This window comes from Variovorax monticola (assembly GCF_051216855.1).
Classification (GTDB): domain Bacteria; phylum Pseudomonadota; class Gammaproteobacteria; order Burkholderiales; family Burkholderiaceae_C; genus Variovorax.
In genome coordinates this window covers 281,117-298,467 of the sequence record NZ_JBPJZP010000008.1, presented here as the reverse complement: position 1 = coordinate 298,467, position 17,351 = coordinate 281,117, and the positions used below count along the sequence as shown (strand labels likewise).

At 65.7% G+C, this 17,351-nt stretch carries 19 protein-coding genes; 9 read left to right on the top strand and 10 right to left on the bottom strand.

All coding sequences use genetic code 11. The features are described 5' to 3' along the window. Positions 1-38 precede the first annotated feature (38 nt). On the bottom strand, positions 39-1,262 hold the full coding sequence (locus ACSFA5_RS28065; protein ID WP_435447325.1) for an RtcB family protein: 1,224 nt from the start codon (positions 1,260-1,262) through the stop codon (positions 39-41). A 45-nt stretch (positions 1,263-1,307) separates the two neighbouring features. Then, entirely contained in the window at positions 1,308-2,459 is a 1,152-nt protein-coding gene (locus ACSFA5_RS28060; protein WP_435447324.1) for a slipin family protein, read from the bottom strand. Between the two features lie 696 nt (positions 2,460-3,155). Here ACSFA5_RS28060 and rtcR point away from each other — a divergent pair. The 6 genes from rtcR (at position 3,156) to ACSFA5_RS28030 (ending at position 8,248) form a co-directional block, all read left to right on the top strand. After that, positions 3,156-4,775, top strand: a complete 1,620-nt coding sequence (gene rtcR, locus ACSFA5_RS28055) for an RNA repair transcriptional activator RtcR (RefSeq protein ID WP_435447323.1) — start codon at positions 3,156-3,158, stop codon at positions 4,773-4,775. A 125-nt stretch (positions 4,776-4,900) separates the two neighbouring features. Further along, positions 4,901-5,428: a 2'-5' RNA ligase family protein gene (locus ACSFA5_RS28050; protein ID WP_435447322.1), complete on the top strand. Its 528-nt coding sequence runs from the start codon at positions 4,901-4,903 to the stop codon at positions 5,426-5,428. A gap of 22 nt (positions 5,429-5,450) precedes the next feature. Then, positions 5,451-6,044 (top strand): 3'-5' exonuclease family protein, encoded by a 594-nt coding sequence (locus ACSFA5_RS28045; protein WP_435447321.1) that lies wholly within the window; start codon positions 5,451-5,453, stop codon positions 6,042-6,044. Next, positions 6,041-6,901 (top strand): alpha/beta hydrolase, encoded by an 861-nt coding sequence (locus tag ACSFA5_RS28040; RefSeq protein ID WP_435447320.1) that lies wholly within the window; start codon positions 6,041-6,043, stop codon positions 6,899-6,901. Before ACSFA5_RS28045 ends, ACSFA5_RS28040 begins: the two co-directional genes overlap by 4 nt. A gap of 2 nt (positions 6,902-6,903) precedes the next feature. Beyond that, positions 6,904-7,881 (top strand): bifunctional Delta(1)-pyrroline-2-carboxylate/Delta(1)-piperideine-2-carboxylate reductase, encoded by a 978-nt coding sequence (gene lhpI / locus ACSFA5_RS28035; protein ID WP_435447585.1) that lies wholly within the window; start codon positions 6,904-6,906, stop codon positions 7,879-7,881. 136 nt (positions 7,882-8,017) lie between these two features. After that, entirely contained in the window at positions 8,018-8,248 is a 231-nt protein-coding gene (locus tag ACSFA5_RS28030; protein ID WP_435447319.1) for a hypothetical protein, read from the top strand. Positions 8,249-8,277: 29 nt separating this feature from the next. On the opposite strand, the gene ACSFA5_RS28025 is transcribed toward ACSFA5_RS28030, so the two are convergent. Together ACSFA5_RS28025 and ACSFA5_RS28020 are read right to left on the bottom strand one after the other, a co-directional pair. Next, positions 8,278-8,640 (bottom strand): hypothetical protein, encoded by a 363-nt coding sequence (locus ACSFA5_RS28025; protein ID WP_435447318.1) that lies wholly within the window; start codon positions 8,638-8,640, stop codon positions 8,278-8,280. A gap of 118 nt (positions 8,641-8,758) precedes the next feature. After that, positions 8,759-9,364 (bottom strand): TetR/AcrR family transcriptional regulator, encoded by a 606-nt coding sequence (locus ACSFA5_RS28020; RefSeq protein ID WP_435447317.1) that lies wholly within the window; start codon positions 9,362-9,364, stop codon positions 8,759-8,761. A gap of 126 nt (positions 9,365-9,490) precedes the next feature. Between ACSFA5_RS28020 and ACSFA5_RS28015 the strand changes: the two genes are divergently transcribed. Further along, a complete protein-coding gene (locus tag ACSFA5_RS28015) occupies positions 9,491-10,024 on the top strand; it encodes a DinB family protein (RefSeq protein WP_435447316.1) in 534 nt (177 codons plus the stop codon). A 32-nt stretch (positions 10,025-10,056) separates the two neighbouring features. Here ACSFA5_RS28015 and ACSFA5_RS28010 read toward each other — a convergent pair whose 3' ends face one another. After that, positions 10,057-10,473, bottom strand: coding sequence for a hypothetical protein (locus ACSFA5_RS28010; protein WP_435447315.1), 417 nt, complete (start codon positions 10,471-10,473; stop codon positions 10,057-10,059). A gap of 325 nt (positions 10,474-10,798) precedes the next feature. Here ACSFA5_RS28010 and ACSFA5_RS28005 point away from each other — a divergent pair, with 325 nt between their 5' ends. Both ACSFA5_RS28005 and ACSFA5_RS28000 read left to right on the top strand, forming a co-directional pair. Beyond that, positions 10,799-11,377, top strand: a complete 579-nt coding sequence (locus ACSFA5_RS28005) for a DJ-1/PfpI family protein (RefSeq protein WP_435447314.1) — start codon at positions 10,799-10,801, stop codon at positions 11,375-11,377. A gap of 59 nt (positions 11,378-11,436) precedes the next feature. Beyond that, on the top strand, positions 11,437-11,853 hold the full coding sequence (locus ACSFA5_RS28000) for a ribbon-helix-helix domain-containing protein (RefSeq protein ID WP_435447313.1): 417 nt from the start codon (positions 11,437-11,439) through the stop codon (positions 11,851-11,853). A gap of 309 nt (positions 11,854-12,162) precedes the next feature. On the opposite strand, the gene ACSFA5_RS27995 is transcribed toward ACSFA5_RS28000, so the two are convergent. The 5 genes from ACSFA5_RS27995 to pcaF all read right to left on the bottom strand — a co-directional run bounded on the left by ACSFA5_RS27995 (position 12,163) and on the right by pcaF (position 17,323). Beyond that, entirely contained in the window at positions 12,163-12,618 is a 456-nt protein-coding gene (locus ACSFA5_RS27995; RefSeq protein WP_435447312.1) for a PIN domain-containing protein, read from the bottom strand. 8 nt (positions 12,619-12,626) lie between these two features. Then, the gene (locus ACSFA5_RS27990) at positions 12,627-13,775 is read right to left on the bottom strand and encodes an ImmA/IrrE family metallo-endopeptidase (protein WP_435447311.1); all 1,149 of its coding nucleotides are present in this window, start codon (positions 13,773-13,775) and stop codon (positions 12,627-12,629) included. Positions 13,776-13,979: 204 nt separating this feature from the next. After that, positions 13,980-14,990 (bottom strand): Bug family tripartite tricarboxylate transporter substrate binding protein, encoded by a 1,011-nt coding sequence (locus ACSFA5_RS27985; RefSeq protein WP_435447310.1) that lies wholly within the window; start codon positions 14,988-14,990, stop codon positions 13,980-13,982. A 97-nt stretch (positions 14,991-15,087) separates the two neighbouring features. Then, on the bottom strand, positions 15,088-16,107 hold the full coding sequence (locus ACSFA5_RS27980) for a Bug family tripartite tricarboxylate transporter substrate binding protein (RefSeq protein ID WP_435447309.1): 1,020 nt from the start codon (positions 16,105-16,107) through the stop codon (positions 15,088-15,090). Between the two features lie 10 nt (positions 16,108-16,117). Then, positions 16,118-17,323, bottom strand: coding sequence for a 3-oxoadipyl-CoA thiolase (pcaF, locus tag ACSFA5_RS27975; RefSeq protein ID WP_435447308.1), 1,206 nt, complete (start codon positions 17,321-17,323; stop codon positions 16,118-16,120). Positions 17,324-17,351: the final 28 nt, after the last annotated feature.

The following is a 17,351-nucleotide window of genomic DNA, read 5'->3' as shown; positions in this document are numbered from 1 at the left end:
CGGCGCGCTTGCGGCGGCGTTAGCCACGGCCGTCATCGTCACCCCTTCACACACACCACCTGCTTGAGCGTGTAAACGACCTCCACCAGGTCCTGCTGCGCCGCCATCACCGCGTCGATGTCCTTGTAGGCCATCGGAATCTCGTCGATCACGTCGGCGTCCTTGCTGCACTCCACGCCTTCGGTCGCGGCGATCTGGTCGGCCACGGTGAAGAGCTTCTTCGCCTTCGTTCGGCTCATCTTTCGGCCGGCGCCGTGGCTGCAGCTCATGAAGCTCTCGGGGTTGCCCTTGCCGCGCACGATGTAGCTCTTCGCGCCCATGCTGCCGGGGATGATCCCCAGCTCGCCGGCCTTGGCGCTCACCGCGCCCTTGCGGGTGACGAACACGTCTTGCCCGAAATGCGTTTCGCGGCTCACGTAGTTGTGGTGGCAGTTCACCACTTCCACGTGCGCCTCGAAAGGCTTGGTAATGACTTTGCGCGCGGCCGCGACCACGCGCTGCATCATCACTTCGCGGTTGGCGCGCGCGAACTTCTGGGCCCAGCCCACCGCGCGCACGTAGTCGCCGAAGTACTTGGCGCCTTCCTCGAAGTACGCCAGGTCCTGGTCGGGCAGGTTGCGCTGGTGCAGCTCGGCGTCCTTCTTCGCCAGTTCGATGAAGTGCGTGCCGATGGCGTTGCCCACGCCGCGCGATCCCGAGTGCAGCATGAACCACACGGTGCCCGCTTCATCGAGGCACACCTCGATGAAGTGGTTGCCCGTGCCCAGCGTTCCCAGGTGCTTGTGGTTGTTGGTGTTCTTGATGCGCGGGTAGTCCTCGCAGATCAGGTCGAACTCTTCCACCAGCGTGGCCCAGGCCGCATCGGTTTCGTCGGGCGGCGTTTCCCACGAGCCCTTGTCGCGGCCCATGCGCTTGGGGTTGCTTCCGTGCGGCACGGCGCGCTCGATCGCCGAGCGCAGCGGGCCCAGGTTGTCGGGCAGGTCGCGCGCGTTGAGCGTGGTCTTGCAGGCCATCATTCCGCAACCGATGTCCACACCCACCGCGGCGGGAATGATGGCCTTGAAGGTCGGTATGACCGAACCCACGGTCGCACCGATGCCGTAATGCACGTCGGGCATGGCCGCGATGTGCTTGAACACGATGGGCAGGCGGGCGGCGTTCTCGAGCTGCTTCTGCGCTTCGTCTTCCACGGGTACGCCGTTCGTCCACATCTTCACAGGCACGCCGTTGGCTACTTCGTGCAGCTTGTAGTTCTGTTCCATTTTTCTTTTCTCTCTCTGTCTGACTGACTGTCTATTCTTCATGACTCAGGAAGGGTTCGGCCGCAGCGTCACCAATCCATTGAGCACCTGGTCCAACCCACCGACCACCGAGATCTTGTCGATGCGCTCGGCCACGCGTTCCAGCGTTTCGAGTTCCTTCATCCGCAACGCGATGGGGTTGCCCTCCATCAACTTGGCGGTGTTGAGCAGCGACCGGGTGGCCGACGTTTCCTCATGGCGGCGGATCACGTTGGCCTGGGCCGACTTCTCGGCCTCCACCACCTGCGCGAGGATGGTCTTCATCTCGCCCGGCAGGATGATGTCCTTCACGCCCACGCTCTCCAGCGCAATGCCCGAACCCTGCAGCCGCTCGCGCACCTGCGCCAGCACCGTCTGGTCGATGGCCGCCTTGTTCTCCAGCAGCGCGTCGAGCGTTTGCTCGCCCACGGCCGCGCGCAGGCCGAACTGCAGTTCGCGATACACATGCTCGGCCGGCTTCGGCATCTGGGCCATCGCCTGCCGCACGTCGACGAAGCGCCACACCGCCGACAGGTTCAGCCGCAGCCCGACCTTGTCGCGGGTCAGTATTTCCTGCCCGCTCACTTCGGCGATCTGCGAGCGCAGGTCCACGCAAGTCACCGCCACCTGACGGTTGAAGCGCCAGAAACCGTGGTTCCCCGGCGGCAGCATCGCCTGCATCTGCCCTTCGAGCGTCAGCACGCCGGCGTGGAACTCGGGCACCTGCACCAGCAGCACGCCTTCGAGCCCCTGCACCGCACGCGGACGCAGGGCCACGCTCTGCAACTTGGCCAGCAGTTCGGCCGGCAGGCGCGCATCGGCCGCCACGTCGATCACCTCGACACGCTGCTCGCGCAGTCCGCGCCAATACAACTTGCGCGTGGCAGGCGGCAGGATCTGCACCAGCACGCCGTCTTCATGGCGCAGGCCGACCTGCGTTTCGCCAAGGGACACCTGCACGAACTCGCGTGCCACCAGTTCGGGTTCGCGCACCAGGAAGTAGTCGGCCAGTTCATGCTCGAACACCGGCTCAGCGAGTGCGAAGCGCTCCAGCTTCAAGGTGTCGAAGCCCGCGAACACGCGGTGCATTCCCGGGCCGAGCAGCTGCTCGAAGTCGCCATTGCGCAGCAGCAGCGCGCGTTCGTTCTTCTTGATGGTGTATTTGTTGAAACCCAGCATTTTTTCTCCTCTTTGTTCAGCTCTGTGATTCGTTTCGTTCGGTCATTCAATCCAGGCCCTCGAAAGGGCAGGCGGCGGGCACAGCGGGAGGCCAGGCTGTCGTGCAGCGGTCGCGCGGCCTGGCAAGTGCCTCCCGGCGTCGCGTGTGCAACGCCGTCACCTCCCACCGCCGCGCGATGACTGCACGCAGTTCCTTGCCGCACACGCGGTGCGCAAGCCGCCTGCGCTTGGCACGGTGTCGCGCACCCGCAGGGCCTCCTTGCCCTGCGCCGCACGCTCCGGTGTGCCGGGGCGGGGGGCTTTCGCCCCGTCAGATGGCGGTGCAGGCACCGCCGGGTTTTTTCGCGGGAATCGAACCCACAACGCCGTGCGGTCAGCACGGTGCTCAACCATGAGCAGAACTGAATCAAGTTCAGCTGCCAGCCAGTTCAGCCGCGGCATACCGCCGACCCAAGACAGGTCTGGTCTGCGGCACCGGGCCGCTTTGATGCGGCACCTCGAGCGGATGAACTGCATCCGGACAAGTCTTCTATTGCAGCAGGCGTGCCAGGCGTGGCAAAACGGCCATGAAACCACGCTCGAACCAAGGAAAGTCATTGATATACATAGACATTTTCTTTTCCCCGCACGGGCGCCACATCAAGTTCTGCCGCTACTATTTCCATAGTCCATATAAATTCAGCTAGTTTTATATCCATGAAGCCAACAGTCGTCATCGGTTTTCTAGGCACCCAGCTCGACGCCGGCCAGGGCGCGGGCCGCTGGAACAAGTGGCGCCCCACCGTCTCGCTCGCGCAGCACGAGGACATGGTCGTCTCGCGCATGGAGCTGCTCTACACGCTGCGCCACAAGGCGCTGGCCGAGGTGGTGAAGGCCGACATCGTGTCGGTGTCGCCGGAGACCACCGTCAACCTGTTGCAGATCGAGCTGGCCGACCCGTGGGACTTCGGCGAGGTCTACACGCGCCTGTACGACTGGGCGCGCGCCTACCCCTTCGACACCGAGCGCGAGCAGTACTGGACGCACATCACCACCGGCACGCACGTGGCGCAGATCTGCATGTTCCTGATGTCGGAGTCGCGCGTGGTGCCGGGCGTGCTCGCGCAGACCTCGCCGCCGAAGCGCCAGCGCGAAGGCGAGCCCGGCAAGTGCACGCTGATCGACCTCGACCTGTCGCGCTACGACGTGATCGCGCAGCGCTTCGGCGCGGAGCAGCGCGATGCGGTCGCGTTCCTGAAAAGCGGCATTGCCACGCGCAACGTGCGCTTCAACACGCTGATCGACGAAATCGAGCATGTGGCCGTGCGCTCGCGCGCGCCGATATTGCTGGTGGGGCCGACGGGCGCGGGCAAGTCCTTTCTGGCGCGGCGCATGTTCGAGCTGAAGCAGGCGCGCCACCAGATGAGCGGGCCGTTCGTGGAAGTGAACTGCGCCACGCTGCGCGGGGACGGCGCGGCCTCCACCCTGTTCGGGCACAAGAAGGGGGCGTTCACCGGCGCGGCCAGCGACCGGCCCGGGCTGCTGCGCACGGCGCACCAGGGCGCCCTGTTTCTCGACGAGATCGGCGAGCTCGGGCCCGACGAGCAGGCGATGCTGCTGAAGGCCATCGAAGAAAAGCGCTTCTTCCCCGTGGGCGCCGACAAGGAGGTGGAAAGCGACTTCCAACTGATTGCCGGCACCAACCGCGACCTGCGCCGCGACGTGGCGCAGGGGCGCTTTCGCGAAGACCTGTTCGCGCGCATCAACCTCTGGACCTACGACCTGCCCGGCCTCGCGCAGCGGCCCGAGGACATCGAGCCCAACATCGACCACCTGCTGGCCCTGCACGCCACGCAGAACCACCGCGTGGTGCGCTTCAACGCCGAGGCGCGCGCGGCCTACCTGCGCTTCGCGCAGAGCGCCGAGGCGCTGTGGAGCGGCAACTTTCGCGACCTGTCGGCCAGCGTCACGCGGCTGGCCACGCTGGCCGACGGCGGGCGCATTGCGGTGGCGCTGGTGGAGGCGGAGATCGCGCGGCTGCGCTGGCTGTGGAAGCGCGAAGGGCCGGCGGCCGCGCATGAGGGATGGGGCGGGAGCGATGGCGATGTCGACCTGGACGCGCTGCTCGGTGAAGAGCGCAGCGCCGCGCTCGACCTGTTCGACCGGCTGCAGCTCGAGTCGGTGGTGCGCGTGTGCCGCCAGTCTCGCAGCCTGAGCGATGCGGGCCGCGAGCTCTTCCAGGCCTCGCGCGAACAGCGCAGCGTGGTGAACGATGCGGACCGGCTGCGCAAGTACCTCGTCAAGCACGGGCTCGACTGGAACCAGGTCGGCCGCTGACGGAGTCGGCGCTCCCTACCGACGCGACAGACATTCAAGGAGAAAGCCGGACCGATGAAGCGCATGCGTGCCATGAAGAGCACTCCGGTGTCTGCGTTCACGCAGACTAGCTATCCTACGACCCGATGGCCATCTCCGCATTCGTCGTGAAAGTGCCCGCGGCCGAGCCGCTGGCCGGGGACCTGCGACGCCGCTTCGACCGCACCGTGGCGCTGGGGGTGCCGGCGCACATCACGGTGCTGGTGCCGTTCATGGACCCTTCCCTGGTCACCGCCGACGTGATCGAGCGCGCGGACCGCGCGCTGCAACGCACGCCTTCGTTCGCGTTCTCCCTGGGCAAGGTCGGGCGCTTTCCCGAGACCGCGTACCTGGCACCGGAGCCGGCCGCGCCCTTCGTCGCCATGACGCTGGCGCTGGTGGCGGCCTTTCCGGGCTTCCTGCCCTACGGCGGCGAACATGAAGGCGTGATTCCACATCTGTCCGTGGCCCATGGCGATGCGCGGCATGCGGAGGAAGCGTCTGTCGAACTGCAGGCGCGGCTGGCTGCATCGGGCGCCGTGCATGCGACCTGCACCGAAGTCACGTTGATCGAAAACTCGAGCGGGCGCTGGCAAGACATGCATGTGTTCCGACTGCCCCCAGCCACGCCCTGAGCCGTGCGCATCGACTGAAACCATGACCGAGATCTACATCAGCACCGACGTCGAATCCGACGGCCCCATCCCCGGCCCGCACTCGATGCTCAGCTTCGGCTCGGCCGCCTACACCGCCGACAAGCAACTGGTCTCCACGTTCAGCGCCAACCTGCACACCCTGCCCGGCGCCGAGGCCGACCCCAAGACCGCCGCGTGGTGGCAGACCCAGCCCGAGGCCTGGGCCGCCTGCCGCTCTGATCTGCAAGACCCCGCGCACGCCATGAAGGCCTACGTGGCCTGGCTCGATGGCCTGCCCGCGGCACCCGGCGCCCCCAGGCCGCGGCCGGTGTTCGTGGCCTACCCGGCGGGCTTCGACTTTCTGTTCGTCTACTGGTACCTGATGCGCTTCGCGGGCGAGAGCCCTTTCAGCCATTCGGCGCTCGACATGAAGTCTTTCGCCATGGCCATGCTCAAGCTCGACTACCGCGACAGCACCAAGCGCGCGATGCCGCGCCGCTGGTTCGACAAGCTGCCGCACACGCACGTGGCGCTGGACGACGCCATCGAGCAGGGAGCGCTGTTCTGCAACATGCTCGCCGAGAACCGCGCCGCAGGCCAGGGCGCAAAGCCATGACGGGCGGCACCGTGCGCCGCTGGTGCGGCAAGCTGGCGCTGTGCACGCTGCCGCTGCTGCTGGCGGGCTGCGTGCAGTCGATGTTCTATTACCCCGACAGCGTGCGCTACGAAACGCCCGATGCGCTCGGCGTGCGCTACGAGAGCGTGCAGTTCGCCAGCGCCGACGGCACGCGCCTGAGCGGCTGGTTCCTGCCCGCGGAAGGCCGCCAGAACCCGAAAGAGGCCAAGGGCACCGTCGTGCACTTCCACGGCAACGCGCAGAACATGAGCACGCACTGGCGCTTCGTGGCCTGGCTGCCGAAGCGGGACTACAACGTGCTGGTGTTCGACTATCGCGGCTACGGCCAGTCCGAAGGCAAGCCAGAGCCCAAGGGCGTGTTCGAGGACGCGAACGCCGCGCTGAACTACGTGCGCACGCGCGCCGACGTCGACCCCGACCGGCTCTTCGTCTTCGGCCAGAGCCTGGGCGGCACCAACGCCATCGCGGTGGTGGGCTCGGGCAACCGCGCGGGTGTGAAGGCGGCGGCCATCGAGTCGACCTTCTATTCGTACTCGTCGATCGCCAACGACAAGTTCAAGGGCGCCGGCCTGTTCGTGAGCGACACGTACGCGGCGTCGAAGTACGTGGCGGCCGTGTCGCCCATTCCGCTGCTGTTGATCCACGGCACGGCGGACCAGGTGATTCCCGTCGAGCATTCGCGGCGCCTGCTGGCCGATGCGCGCGAGCCCAAGCGGTTGATCGAAGTGCCGGGCGCCGGCCACCTGGAACCGATGACGGGGCAGCGCTTCGGCCACGCCTACCGCAAGGCGCTGATCGATTTCTTCGACGCGGCCCTGCACCCCTTGCAGCAATGACGATGAAACACTTCGACGAAGCCGCCACGCGCGCCCCGCTGGGCTTCGAGCGCTTGGTGCCCGCACTGCGCGCCGCCTTCGCAGGCCAGGCCCAGGTGCCGCCGCGCCACGTGCACGGCATCGAGACGGCCACGCAAGACGACAGCGGCCAAGGCATGCAGAGCACCACCAAGGGCACCGTGCTCATCATGCCGGCGTGGAGCGACGCGGGCTTCCTGGGCATCAAGACCATCAACATCTTTCCGGGCAACAGCGCGCACGGCCTGCCCGGCCTGCACGCGACCTACGTGCTGTACGACGCGCACACCGGCGTGCCGCTGGCGATGATGGACGGCAACGAGATCACCGCGCGCCGCACGGCGGCCGCGTCGGCGCTGGGTGCGTCGTTTCTGGCGCGGCCGGATGCACGCCGCCTGCTGGTGCTGGGCACCGGCCGCATCGCGCGCATGCTGCCGGCCGCGCAGGCGAGCGTGCGGCCCATCGACGAGGTGCGGGTGTGGAACCACCGCCCCGAAGGCGCCGAGGGGCTGGCCGCGCAATGGCGCGCCGAGGGCTGGAACGCACAGGCCGTTGCCGGGCCCGGCCTGGAAGCGGCCGTGCGCCAGGCCGACATCGTGAGCTGCGCCACGCTGGCCACCGCGCCGCTGGTGCGCGGCGACTGGCTGGCGCCGGGCTCGCACCTGGACCTGATCGGCAGCTTCACGCCCGCCATGCGCGAGGCCGACGTGCAGTGCTTTGCTGGCGCGCGCACCTTCGTTGACACCGACGAGGCGCTGCAGAAATCCGGCGACCTGCTCGACGCGATGGCGGCCGGCACGCTGCGTGCGCAAGAAGTGCAAGGCACGCTGGCCAGCCTGTGCCGAGGCGAGCGCGGTGGCCGGGCCAGCGACACCGAACGCACCGTGTTCAAGGCCGTCGGCAGTGCGCTGGAAGACCTGGCCGCCGCCACCCTGGTGTGGCAATCGCGCGACGCGGCCTAATTCTTCTGGCGTAGCGCCAAGGCGCAAAAGTGCCTGCGCAGAGGCATTTGCCTACATCCGGATACGTCATGTAGCCAATGGCGCATGCCGTGCGGCGTGGCTATCGTTGCCTGCAACATCGACCGAGGCCCACCGCATGCTCAGCACCGAACACAAAGCCAACATCCTGCGCAAGGCCGGGTACGCCGTGCCGTCGGTGCCCGGAAGCGCGGACAGCTTCTACCAGACGCCGCAGTGCTGGGGCAAGGCGATCGAGACGCTCTACGTGTCATATGCCGCCAACCGCGCTGCCAAGAGCCTGCGCGACGCGGAAGAGGCTCGAATGCTGGCGATGCTGCAGTCGCGATCGGCCCGGGCCTGCGCCTGAGCCCTTGACCGGCGCCCGAGCCCTGCGGCTCAGGGCTTCTTCTGCTTTTCAGGCGCGTCGCCGCTGCCTCCGCGCGACATCTGGCCCGCCTTCATGGCCTCGCGGTTCGCGGCACGGCGCTTGGCCGATGCGGCACGCCGCTGCTCCCTTGTCATCTTCGGCCCGGTGGTCGGGCGAACCTCGCCCTCCTGTATCTGCGGTCCGCGCGCTGCGGCGGCGCCTTCAACGCGGCGCTCCTTGCGCGCCTCGGTGCGCTCTGCGCGCGTGGTGGGCGGCGACGGCATGGCCTTTCCCTGGGACGGGTCCGCTTCGCCGGAAGACTGCGCGGACGCCACCGACACGACCATCATCTGGGCCAGGGCCAGACAGACGGGCACGAGCACTTTTTTCATCGCGATGACCTTTCAGGGGAGAGTGGGAACAGGGCCGGCGGCATTGTGTTCACTGTCGGGGCATTCTGTCTACCGACCCGCCCGCGAGCCGCGGCGCAAGGATGCCGTGGCGCGCCGGTCATTCGCGGCTCTGCCGGCGGTCGCGCAGGTAAGCCAGCACCAGCCTGACGAGTTCGCTCCGCATGGCCGGCGCGGCCAGGTCACCACGGCGTGCCGCCGCATGCACGGCCCCTTCGACCGCCGACGAAAGCATGCGGGCGGCGGTGTCGCCATCGGCATCGGCATCGGGCTTTGGCCCCGCGCTCTCGGTCACCAGCGCCCGGTAACGCCGCCGGTACTCCGCCTCGAACTCCGGGTAGGTCGAGCGCGGCGCGAGCGGCACCTCGTCGACCAGCACGCGGTGCAGCACCTGGTCGATCGAGTGCGCGGCAACGACGCCGTCGACGAAGCGCGCCACCCGCCGCTCGAGCGTGACGGGTTCTTCTTCACCGGGCCCCGCCAGCGCCACAAGCACTTCGTCGAGGTGGCGCTGCCGGATCGCCTCGGCAAGGGCCAGCTTGTTCGGAAAGTACTGGTAGAGCGAGCCGACGCTGACACCGGCGACCTCGGCGATCTCGTTGGTGGTGAAGCGGGCCCATCCGCGGCGCGCCAGAACGCGAGTTGCGGCCTCGACGATCGTGTCCACCGTGACGCGCGAACGCTGCTGCAGCGGTGTCTTGCGCATGGTGCGGCGCTGTGGGGGAATGCGAGTACCCAAGTTCGAGGCTCCACTCAAGAATGAGACCGCACGCTCGCGGTGAATCGTCATGAAACGCGCAGTGTGCATTCCATTGTTCAAGAGGAGATTGTGATGAGTGCGCAGACGCTGCTGACTTCGTTGTATCGCTACAAGGCCTGGGCAGACGAGGGCCTGCTGGCGGGCCTGGCCGCGCTGCAGCAAAGCGGCCCGCCCGATGCGTACCGCACGGCGATGCTGGTCTTCGACCACGCCTGCATCGTGGACCGCATCTTCGTTGCCAATCTCCAGCAGGTGCCGCACGGGTACACGGCCACGGGCGAGCGGGAAGCACCGCCGCTGGAAGAACTGGCGCGGGCGGTCAGGCAAACGGACGGCTGGTACATCGACCATGTCGCGAGCCTGGGCCCGGAAGCACTGGCGCAGCCCATCGAGTTCACGTTCACCGACGCAAGCCCGGGGCGCATGACGCGCGAGGAAATGCTGGCGCACGTGGTAACCCATGCGGGCTACCACCGGGGCGAGGTCGGCCGCATCATGACGCGGCTGACCGGCGCGTCGCCACCCGACACCTTCACCGGTTATCTGCACCAGGCCGAGCCCGCGCGGCGCTTGCGCAGCGGCCGACCCGGGCCGGGCCGAGGTTGACCGGCGCCCGGCTTGCTCGACGACTTACTTGTTTACTTGCTTTGTGCGGACTGCAGCACGGGGTTCTGCATGGTCGAGATGACCTTGCTGTTCACGCGCGAGCCGCCGGTCACGTTCTGGTCGGGTGCCGCGGCCGTGGCCATGGCTTCCTGGTAGACCTGGGCCGGGTCGCGTTGCGACGTGAACGGGTCGGCGCCACGCGAGCCGCGCGTCACGTTCTGGTTGGGCGCGTGGGCCGTGTCCACGGCTTGCTTGTAGACAGCCTCGGCATCGGCCGTGGAGGTGAAGGGGTCGGCACCGCGCGAGCCGCGCGTGACGTTCTGGTTCGGCGCATGCGCGGCGGCGATGGCTTCGGCTTCGACAGCTTCGCGCGTGCGTTGCTGGGCGTTGACGGAAGCGACGGCGAGCAAGGCGACGGCGGCGGCGAGGGCGAGTTGGGTGGTCTTCATGGTTCGTCTTTTCTGTGAGTTGTCTGGCTGTTTGGATGGAGTCGTCCCGGAGATGCGGGAAAACCCTGAGCAAGGCTAGTCAAGGCAAAAGGCAGATCCGTGACGGCCCCAGGCGCGAACGGGCTCTTGCACCCGCACTGCAGCGCGGGCGAATTTCTGATAGCTGCCGCGGTCTGGTGCGCTGGGTCTTTTGCGCGTCTGCCCACTCGACTCACCGTCACAGCCGGCTGCTACCCGCTGTGCCCTGCGCCTTCGAATAATGCGGCGACGGCCCGCGCGCCAGCGCCGGGCCGCATTTCAACCTCGTTCGAAGGAGACAACACAGATGGCTCGCAAGATCCTCATGCTCTGCGGCGACTACGCCGAAGACTACGAAACCATGGTGCCCTTTCAAACCCTGCTCGCCGTGGGCCACACGGTGCACGCGGTGGCGCCCGACAAGAAGGCCGGCGACTGGGTGCACACCGCCATCCACGACTTCGAGGGCGCGCAGACCTACAGCGAGAAACCGGGCCACCGCTTCACGCTGAACGCCAACTTCGACGACGTGCGGCCCGAGGCCTACGACGCGCTCGTCATTCCCGGCGGCCGCGCGCCCGAGTACCTGCGCATGCACAGCCGCGTGGTCGAGATCGCCAGGCACTTTCTGGCGACCGACAAGCCCGTGGCGTCCGTGTGCCACGGCGCGCAACTGCTGGCGGCCACGGGCCTGCTCAAGGGCCGCAAGGTGTCGGCGTACCCGGCGTGCCAGGTCGAGGTGGAGCTGGCCGGTGCCGAGTACATGGGCATTCCGGTCGACCAGGCCGTGACCGACCGCAACCTGGTCACCGCGCCTGCGTGGCCCGCGCACCCGGCGTGGCTCGCGCAGTTTCTGGTGGTGCTCGGTACGCGCATCGAACATTGATGAAACGGTGGGCGGCGCTACAGTGCGTGCGTCGCCCACCATCCCACACAGGAGGCCGCATGTGCGAAGTCTTCATCAGCGCCGACCCGCAGAGCTACGACGCGCGCACGCGCTCGGTGCGGCTGCACGGCGTGGTCACCAGCATCCGGCTCGAGAACCTGTTCTGGCAGGTGCTGGAGGAAATCGCGCAGCGCGACGGCATGGTCGTGGTGCAGCTCATCGAGCGGCTGTACGACGAGCTGGTCGCGGCGCGCGGCGAGGTCGGCAACTTCGCGTCTTTTCTGCGCGTGTGCGCCTTGCGCTACGAGGCGATGCTGGCGCAAGGGCGCATTCCGGCGGACACCTCGGTGGCGATTGGCTCGCTCGATGCGAAGGCGGTGCTGCATGCGTTGCCGGAGGGTTGGGGAAGATCGCAGAAGCAGCCTTGCGAGACGAGCGTTCGCCCTTTTCGCACAGCGGTCCAGCAGCAGGCATAAACGCCATTTCAGCCGCGCGGATTGAAGCCAAATACTTGTTCCTGCGTTGGTTCTTCCCTGCTTCCCACCGGGCGGGCTATGTGCCTGCGTGTTACGGGACTGGGGACTTTAAGAACAGGTGGAGCGGTATCTTTCTCACCATTGTTGAGAGAAGTCGCCAAGTGACCTTGCCACTGATTCCAAGCTGCCACATCAAAATTTGCGCAATATCAAATATGCGGCTAAAGCGAGAGAGAAGAACTGAACGTGTTCGATCTTCAATTTTAACGATGGGCAAATACAGGCGCACGGCAAGAGTTTTTGCCTCCGTTAGAAGGTCCAGTTTTCCTTTTCCATGAAGCCTTCGAGATCTAGGTAAGGAACCTTGAAATACTCGCAGATGTTCGGGATTTTCACGGCGTTGGGCTTAAGCTTTTCCTTGGTCACAACCGTACCGCCGACAGCAGCCGCACGAGCGATGATGAAGGCATCTGCGTTGCGTCCACCACGCATGATCTTCTGCCTCTCGATATTGGCCTGGAAGTGTGGCACTGAGTAGATTTTGGCGACGAATGCTCCCTCCTTCGCGTCCGGTGTGGCGAAAATTTTGGCATTGTCCTTGGCCCAGTCAGTGTCAGCACCGGCGCCATCATGAAGCTCGTTGTAAGCCTCTCGCGTCGACGTGATCTTGCCAGCTACAACCAATCCATCAAAATTCTTCCATAAAGACACGAAGCGCGAGCGGTAGTAGTGCTTGTGTAGGTGCGAAATGACGTTGGTGTCCAAGACGTACATCAGAGTCCACCTCCCGCGAACTTCTCTGCAAATGTCTGCAGGTTTTTCGGCTTAAGGTTTAAGTACTCCGCTAGTTGCAGATCGTCGAAGCGATGTTGGTAATATCGGGTGAAGGCTAGATCTATGTATCGCGGTCCGAGGTAGGCATAGCGGCTGTTATAGAAATTGCCACTCGACTCTTTGGCAGGCTTTACCTGACTCTCCCAGAACTTTGCCGCTGCGCTGTATTCGGCCGCATCGATCAGCTTGCGATCAAGCAACTTGCGATAAATCACCTCGCGGCTGACGCTGAAATATGCGGCTAGCTGTGCTGCGGTGTCACGGTCGGCCACCCTGCTTTGCATTAGTTTTTCGAAGACATCGTCAGGCACCAGCAATCGCGCTGCCAACCCATTGCAGATCACTTCAATCTTCTGCTCGTTCGCCGGTAGATGATGAATGAAGTCGTCGTCGAGAACGTCGATACCGCTGGTATGAAAAAGCAGATGTCCTAGCTCGTGAAAAAGCGTGAATATTTGGCGTGATTTCGGGCAGCTGTTGTTGACGTAGATGATTGGAAACTGATCGTCATAGAGACAGAAACCGAAGTAGGTCTTGGCGTGGAAAGCGTCCTTGAAAACATAGATTCCTGCTCGGGCGAAAGCGTCGCGCCAAGCTTCCATTGCCTTGTCAGTGCTTTTCCAGCTGGCCTGCTGTTCAATGGTGACACCGAGATACTTGCGGATCTCTGAGGCGAGTGCATCAAGCGAAGTCTGGGATGAAACTTTAATGTCGCGCGTGATGAGCCTAGGGGCCGGGTTCTTGCCGTCGTTTAGTTCCGCCAGATTTAGCTGCATGGCCTGCCCACGCCTGAGAAACAGTCGAACAGTGCGCGGAATGGCGGCGAAATCTGCAGCCGTAAGGGTGCGGAACGACTTCTCGACACTTGGCACATCGGGAGGGGTAGGGAAGAAAAAGACGGCGACCGGCGTCTTAAATTTTTCCGCCATCTGCTCCAGTTGAGGGTATGAGGGCGCTGCTTCACCCGCCTCCCATGCAGCGATCTTCTTGAAAGCCTTGCTGGCATCTTCTATCGAAAATCCCGCACGCTCCCTTGCCCACTGAATGACTGTAGGCGTGACGGGAAGAGCTTCTTTCACTTCGGCCATATGAGGATTGATCCGGCTAGATGATTTACGACATGAAATTATGACTTCATGTGCATGAAAACATTCGCACCTGAAGTCGCTAGCGGCCACTCTTTCACCAATATTGCGATCTTCATAGCTTTTAGATTTTCGCGCAGCGCTTCAACAGATATCCGCTGTCACGTCGCTTATGAACTGCGGCACGGCACATGCAACTTTACCCAATCAATCCAGCGACACGTTGGCCTTGCGAATCACATCCGTGAACCGCGTCGTCTCGCTCGCCACGAACTGATCGAACTGCGGCCGCGTCGTCGGGAACGGCTCGTACCCGAAGCTCTTGAACTTCTCCAGCACATCGGGTTCGGCCAGGCCCTTCTCGATGTCGCGCTTGATCTTCTCCGTCACCGACGCAGGCAGGCCCTTGGGCACCGCGATCGCGTTCCACCCGATCACCTCGAAGCCCTTCGGACCGCCCGACTCCGACACCGTCGGCACATCGGGGAACGCCGCCACGCGCTGCGGCGCGGCCGCTGCCAGAAAGCGCAGCTTGTTCGCACGCTGCAGCGGCCCGGCCGTGGCGCTGCTGCCCAGCGCAAAGGCCAGCTCGCCCGTGGCCACCGACGTGTACAGCTGCGTGGTCTCCTTGTAGATGACGTGCTCCATCTGCGTGCCGGTGGCCGACTCGAAGAGCTCGGAGCCCAGGTGCACCGGGTTGCCGACCGACCACGAGCCGTAGTCGAGCTTGCCGGGGTTGGCCTTGGCGTCGGCGATCAGGTCGCCCACGGTCTTGTACCTGCTGTTGGTCGCGACCGTGAAGAAGAAGTAGGTCTTGAACAGCGGCAGCAGCGCGTCGAAGTCCTTGGCGGTGTCGTAGGGCAGCTTCTTGAACAGCGCGGGGTACGCGGCCAGGTGCACGTTGTCGAGCACGATGATGTCGTGGCCGTCCTTGGCGCCGCGCTTGAAGGCGTCGATGGCGATGAAGCCGTTGCCGCCCGGTCGGTTCTCCACCACCACCGGCTGGCCCCAGGCACGCGAGAGCTTGTCGGCCACCATGCGCGCCACGCCGTCGGGGCCGCCGCCCACGGGGAACGGCGTGATGATGCGCACGGGCTTGGTCGGAAAGGCCTGTGGCTGCTGCGCCGATGCGGTGCCGGGCACCAGCGCGGCGGTGGCGAGCGCGAGCGCGAGCGCGGCCAGGCCGACGCTGCGGCGCGTTGTGTTCGTCTTCTTCATGCTCTGATCCTCTTCTTTCGGTTCTCTTGGTTTGAAACTTTCCCGGCCGCGTTTCTTCGATTGGTTTTCGCGGCTTCTTGCTTTTCGGCTGTAGTGGCTACTCCACCACCGCGCCAGAACTCTTCACGATCGCGGCCCACTTCCCGCTCTCCCGGGCAATGAGCGCCGCATATTCAGCCGGCCCGCCCAGCAGCGGCACGGCCCCTTCCACGTCCAGCCGCGACTGAAACTCCTTTTCCCCCGCCACCTTCAGCATCTGCGCCGCCAGGTCGTTGACGAACGCGGCAGGCGTGCCGCGCGGCGCGAGGATGCCGTAGGTCAGCGTGCTCTCGAAATCCGCAAGCGCGGGCAAGCCCGACTCCATCACGGTCGGCACGTCGGGCAACGAAGGCAGCCGCTTGGCGCTGGTGACGGCAATGGCGCGCAGCCGGCCGCCCTTCACCAAGGCCAGCGCGGGCGGGATCACGCTGAACATCATGTGCACCTGCCCGCCCGCGAGGTCGGTCAACGCGGGGTTGGTGCCCTTGTAGGGAATGTGGGTGAGCCTGGTGCCGGTGCGCTCGGCGAAGAACTCGCCGCTCAGGTGGCCGCCGGTGCCGCTTCCGCTCGATGCGTAGTCGATGGCGCCGGGCTTCGTCTTCGCCTCGTTCACCAGGTCGGCGAGGGTGCGGATCTTCGAGCTGGCGGGCACCACCAGCACCAGGGCCGACGACGCGAACATGGCGACCGGCGCCAGGTCTTTGCGGGGGTCGAACTTCAGGCCCTTGTAGAGCGCGGGGTTGATCGACACGGTGCCGGTGTGGCCCAGCAGCAAGGTGGCGCCGTCGGCGGCGCTGCGCACCACTTCGCCGGTGCCCAGGTTACCGCCGGCACCGGGCTTGTTGTCGACGACGACGGCCTGCTTGCGCAGTTCGCCCAGGCCCTTGGCCATCTGGCGCGCGAACACGTCGTTGCCGCCGCCGGGGGCGAAGGGAACGACGATGCGGATGGGTTTGGTGGCGTCGCCCTGCGGCCCCTGCGCGAAGGCCGGCAGGGCTGCTGCGGACAGCATGCCCAGCAGCATCTCGCGCCGGGTGGTTGAAGAAGCAACAACGACGCGGCGCGAGGGGAAGGTCATGCCTTGCGCGTCAGACGCGTTCGAGAATCAGCGCAATGCCCTGCCCCACGCCGATGCACATGGTGCACAGCGCATAGCGCCCGCCGCTCTTGTGCAGCTGGTTGATGGCGGTGGTGGCCAGGCGCGCACCGCTGGCGCCCAGCGGATGGCCCAGCGCAATGGCGCCGCCGTTGATGTTCACGCGGGCGTCGTCGTCCTTCAGGCCCAGCAGGCGCAGCACGGCCAGGCCTTGGGCGGCGAAGGCTTCGTTCAGCTCGATGACGTCGATCTGGTCGATGGTCAGGCCGGTCAGCGCCAGCACCTTCTGCGTGGCCGGCGCGGGGCCGATGCCCATCACGCGCGGCGCGACGCCGGCCGTGGCCATGCCGACCACGCGGGCGCGCGGCGTGAGGCCATGCCTGGCGGCGCTGGCTTCGTCGGCCAGCAGCAGCGCGCAGGCGCCGTCGTTCACGCCGCTGGCGTTGCCGGCGGTCACGGTGCCGTCGGGGCGCACGATGGGCTTGAGCTTGGCCAGCGCCTCCAGCGTGGTGTCACGCGGATGCTCGTCCTTGTCGACGACGAGGGCGTCGCCCTTCTTTTGCGGCACCGACACGGGCACGATTTCAGCGTCGAAGAAGCCCGACTTCTGCGAGGCCACGGCGCGCAGCTGCGAGTTGAGCGCCATCAGGTCTTGCGCCTCGCGGCCGATCTTGTAGTCGGTGGCCACGTTCTCGGCCGTCTCGGGCATGGAGTCGACGCCGTACTGCGCCTTCATGAGCTTGTTGACGAAGCGCCAGCCGATGGTGGTGTCGTACACGGCGTTGTTGCGGCTGAAGGCGCTCTCGGCCTTGGGCATGACGAAGGGCGCGCGGCTCATGCTTTCGACGCCGCCGGCGATCATGAGGCCGGCTTCACCGGCGCGAATGGCGCGTGCGGCGGTGCCCACGGCGTCCAGGCCCGAGCCGCACAGGCGGTTGATGGTGGCGCCGCCGAGTTCGATCGGCAGGCCGGCCAGCAGCGCGGACATGCGCGCGACGTTGCGGTTGTCTTCGCCGGCCTGGTTGGCGCAGCCGTAGAGCACGTCGCCCACGGCCTGCCAGTCGACGTTCTTGTTGCGTTCCATCAGCGCGCGCAGCGGCACGGCGCCCAGGTCGTCGGTGCGCACGCTGCTGAGCGAACCGCCGTAGCGACCGAAGGGGGTGCGAACGGCGTCGCAGATGAAGGCTTGATTGGTCATGGTGTGTCTCTGTGATGTCTTGAAATGG

What these genes read in the sequence shown, in the direction of transcription:
- ACSFA5_RS28065 (WP_435447325.1), bottom strand. Translation starts at nt 1,262, where the DNA reads ATGGAACAGAACTACAAGCTGCACGAAGTAGCCAACGGCGTGCCTGTG.
- ACSFA5_RS28060 (WP_435447324.1), bottom strand. Translation starts at nt 2,459, where the DNA reads ATGCTGGGTTTCAACAAATACACCATCAAGAAGAACGAACGCGCGCTG.
- rtcR (WP_435447323.1), top strand. Translation starts at nt 3,156, where the DNA reads ATGAAGCCAACAGTCGTCATCGGTTTTCTAGGCACCCAGCTCGACGCC.
- ACSFA5_RS28050 (WP_435447322.1), top strand. Translation starts at nt 4,901, where the DNA reads ATGGCCATCTCCGCATTCGTCGTGAAAGTGCCCGCGGCCGAGCCGCTG.
- ACSFA5_RS28045 (WP_435447321.1), top strand. Translation starts at nt 5,451, where the DNA reads ATGACCGAGATCTACATCAGCACCGACGTCGAATCCGACGGCCCCATC.
- ACSFA5_RS28040 (WP_435447320.1), top strand. Translation starts at nt 6,041, where the DNA reads ATGACGGGCGGCACCGTGCGCCGCTGGTGCGGCAAGCTGGCGCTGTGC.
- lhpI (WP_435447585.1), top strand. Translation starts at nt 6,904, where the DNA reads ATGAAACACTTCGACGAAGCCGCCACGCGCGCCCCGCTGGGCTTCGAG.
- ACSFA5_RS28030 (WP_435447319.1), top strand. Translation starts at nt 8,018, where the DNA reads ATGCTCAGCACCGAACACAAAGCCAACATCCTGCGCAAGGCCGGGTAC.
- ACSFA5_RS28025 (WP_435447318.1), bottom strand. Translation starts at nt 8,640, where the DNA reads ATGAAAAAAGTGCTCGTGCCCGTCTGTCTGGCCCTGGCCCAGATGATG.
- ACSFA5_RS28020 (WP_435447317.1), bottom strand. Translation starts at nt 9,364, where the DNA reads ATGCGCAAGACACCGCTGCAGCAGCGTTCGCGCGTCACGGTGGACACG.
- ACSFA5_RS28015 (WP_435447316.1), top strand. Translation starts at nt 9,491, where the DNA reads ATGAGTGCGCAGACGCTGCTGACTTCGTTGTATCGCTACAAGGCCTGG.
- ACSFA5_RS28010 (WP_435447315.1), bottom strand. Translation starts at nt 10,473, where the DNA reads ATGAAGACCACCCAACTCGCCCTCGCCGCCGCCGTCGCCTTGCTCGCC.
- ACSFA5_RS28005 (WP_435447314.1), top strand. Translation starts at nt 10,799, where the DNA reads ATGGCTCGCAAGATCCTCATGCTCTGCGGCGACTACGCCGAAGACTAC.
- ACSFA5_RS28000 (WP_435447313.1), top strand. Translation starts at nt 11,437, where the DNA reads ATGTGCGAAGTCTTCATCAGCGCCGACCCGCAGAGCTACGACGCGCGC.
- ACSFA5_RS27990 (WP_435447311.1), bottom strand. Translation starts at nt 13,775, where the DNA reads ATGGCCGAAGTGAAAGAAGCTCTTCCCGTCACGCCTACAGTCATTCAG.
- ACSFA5_RS27985 (WP_435447310.1), bottom strand. Translation starts at nt 14,990, where the DNA reads ATGAAGAAGACGAACACAACGCGCCGCAGCGTCGGCCTGGCCGCGCTC.
- ACSFA5_RS27980 (WP_435447309.1), bottom strand. Translation starts at nt 16,107, where the DNA reads ATGACCTTCCCCTCGCGCCGCGTCGTTGTTGCTTCTTCAACCACCCGG.
- pcaF (WP_435447308.1), bottom strand. Translation starts at nt 17,323, where the DNA reads ATGACCAATCAAGCCTTCATCTGCGACGCCGTTCGCACCCCCTTCGGT.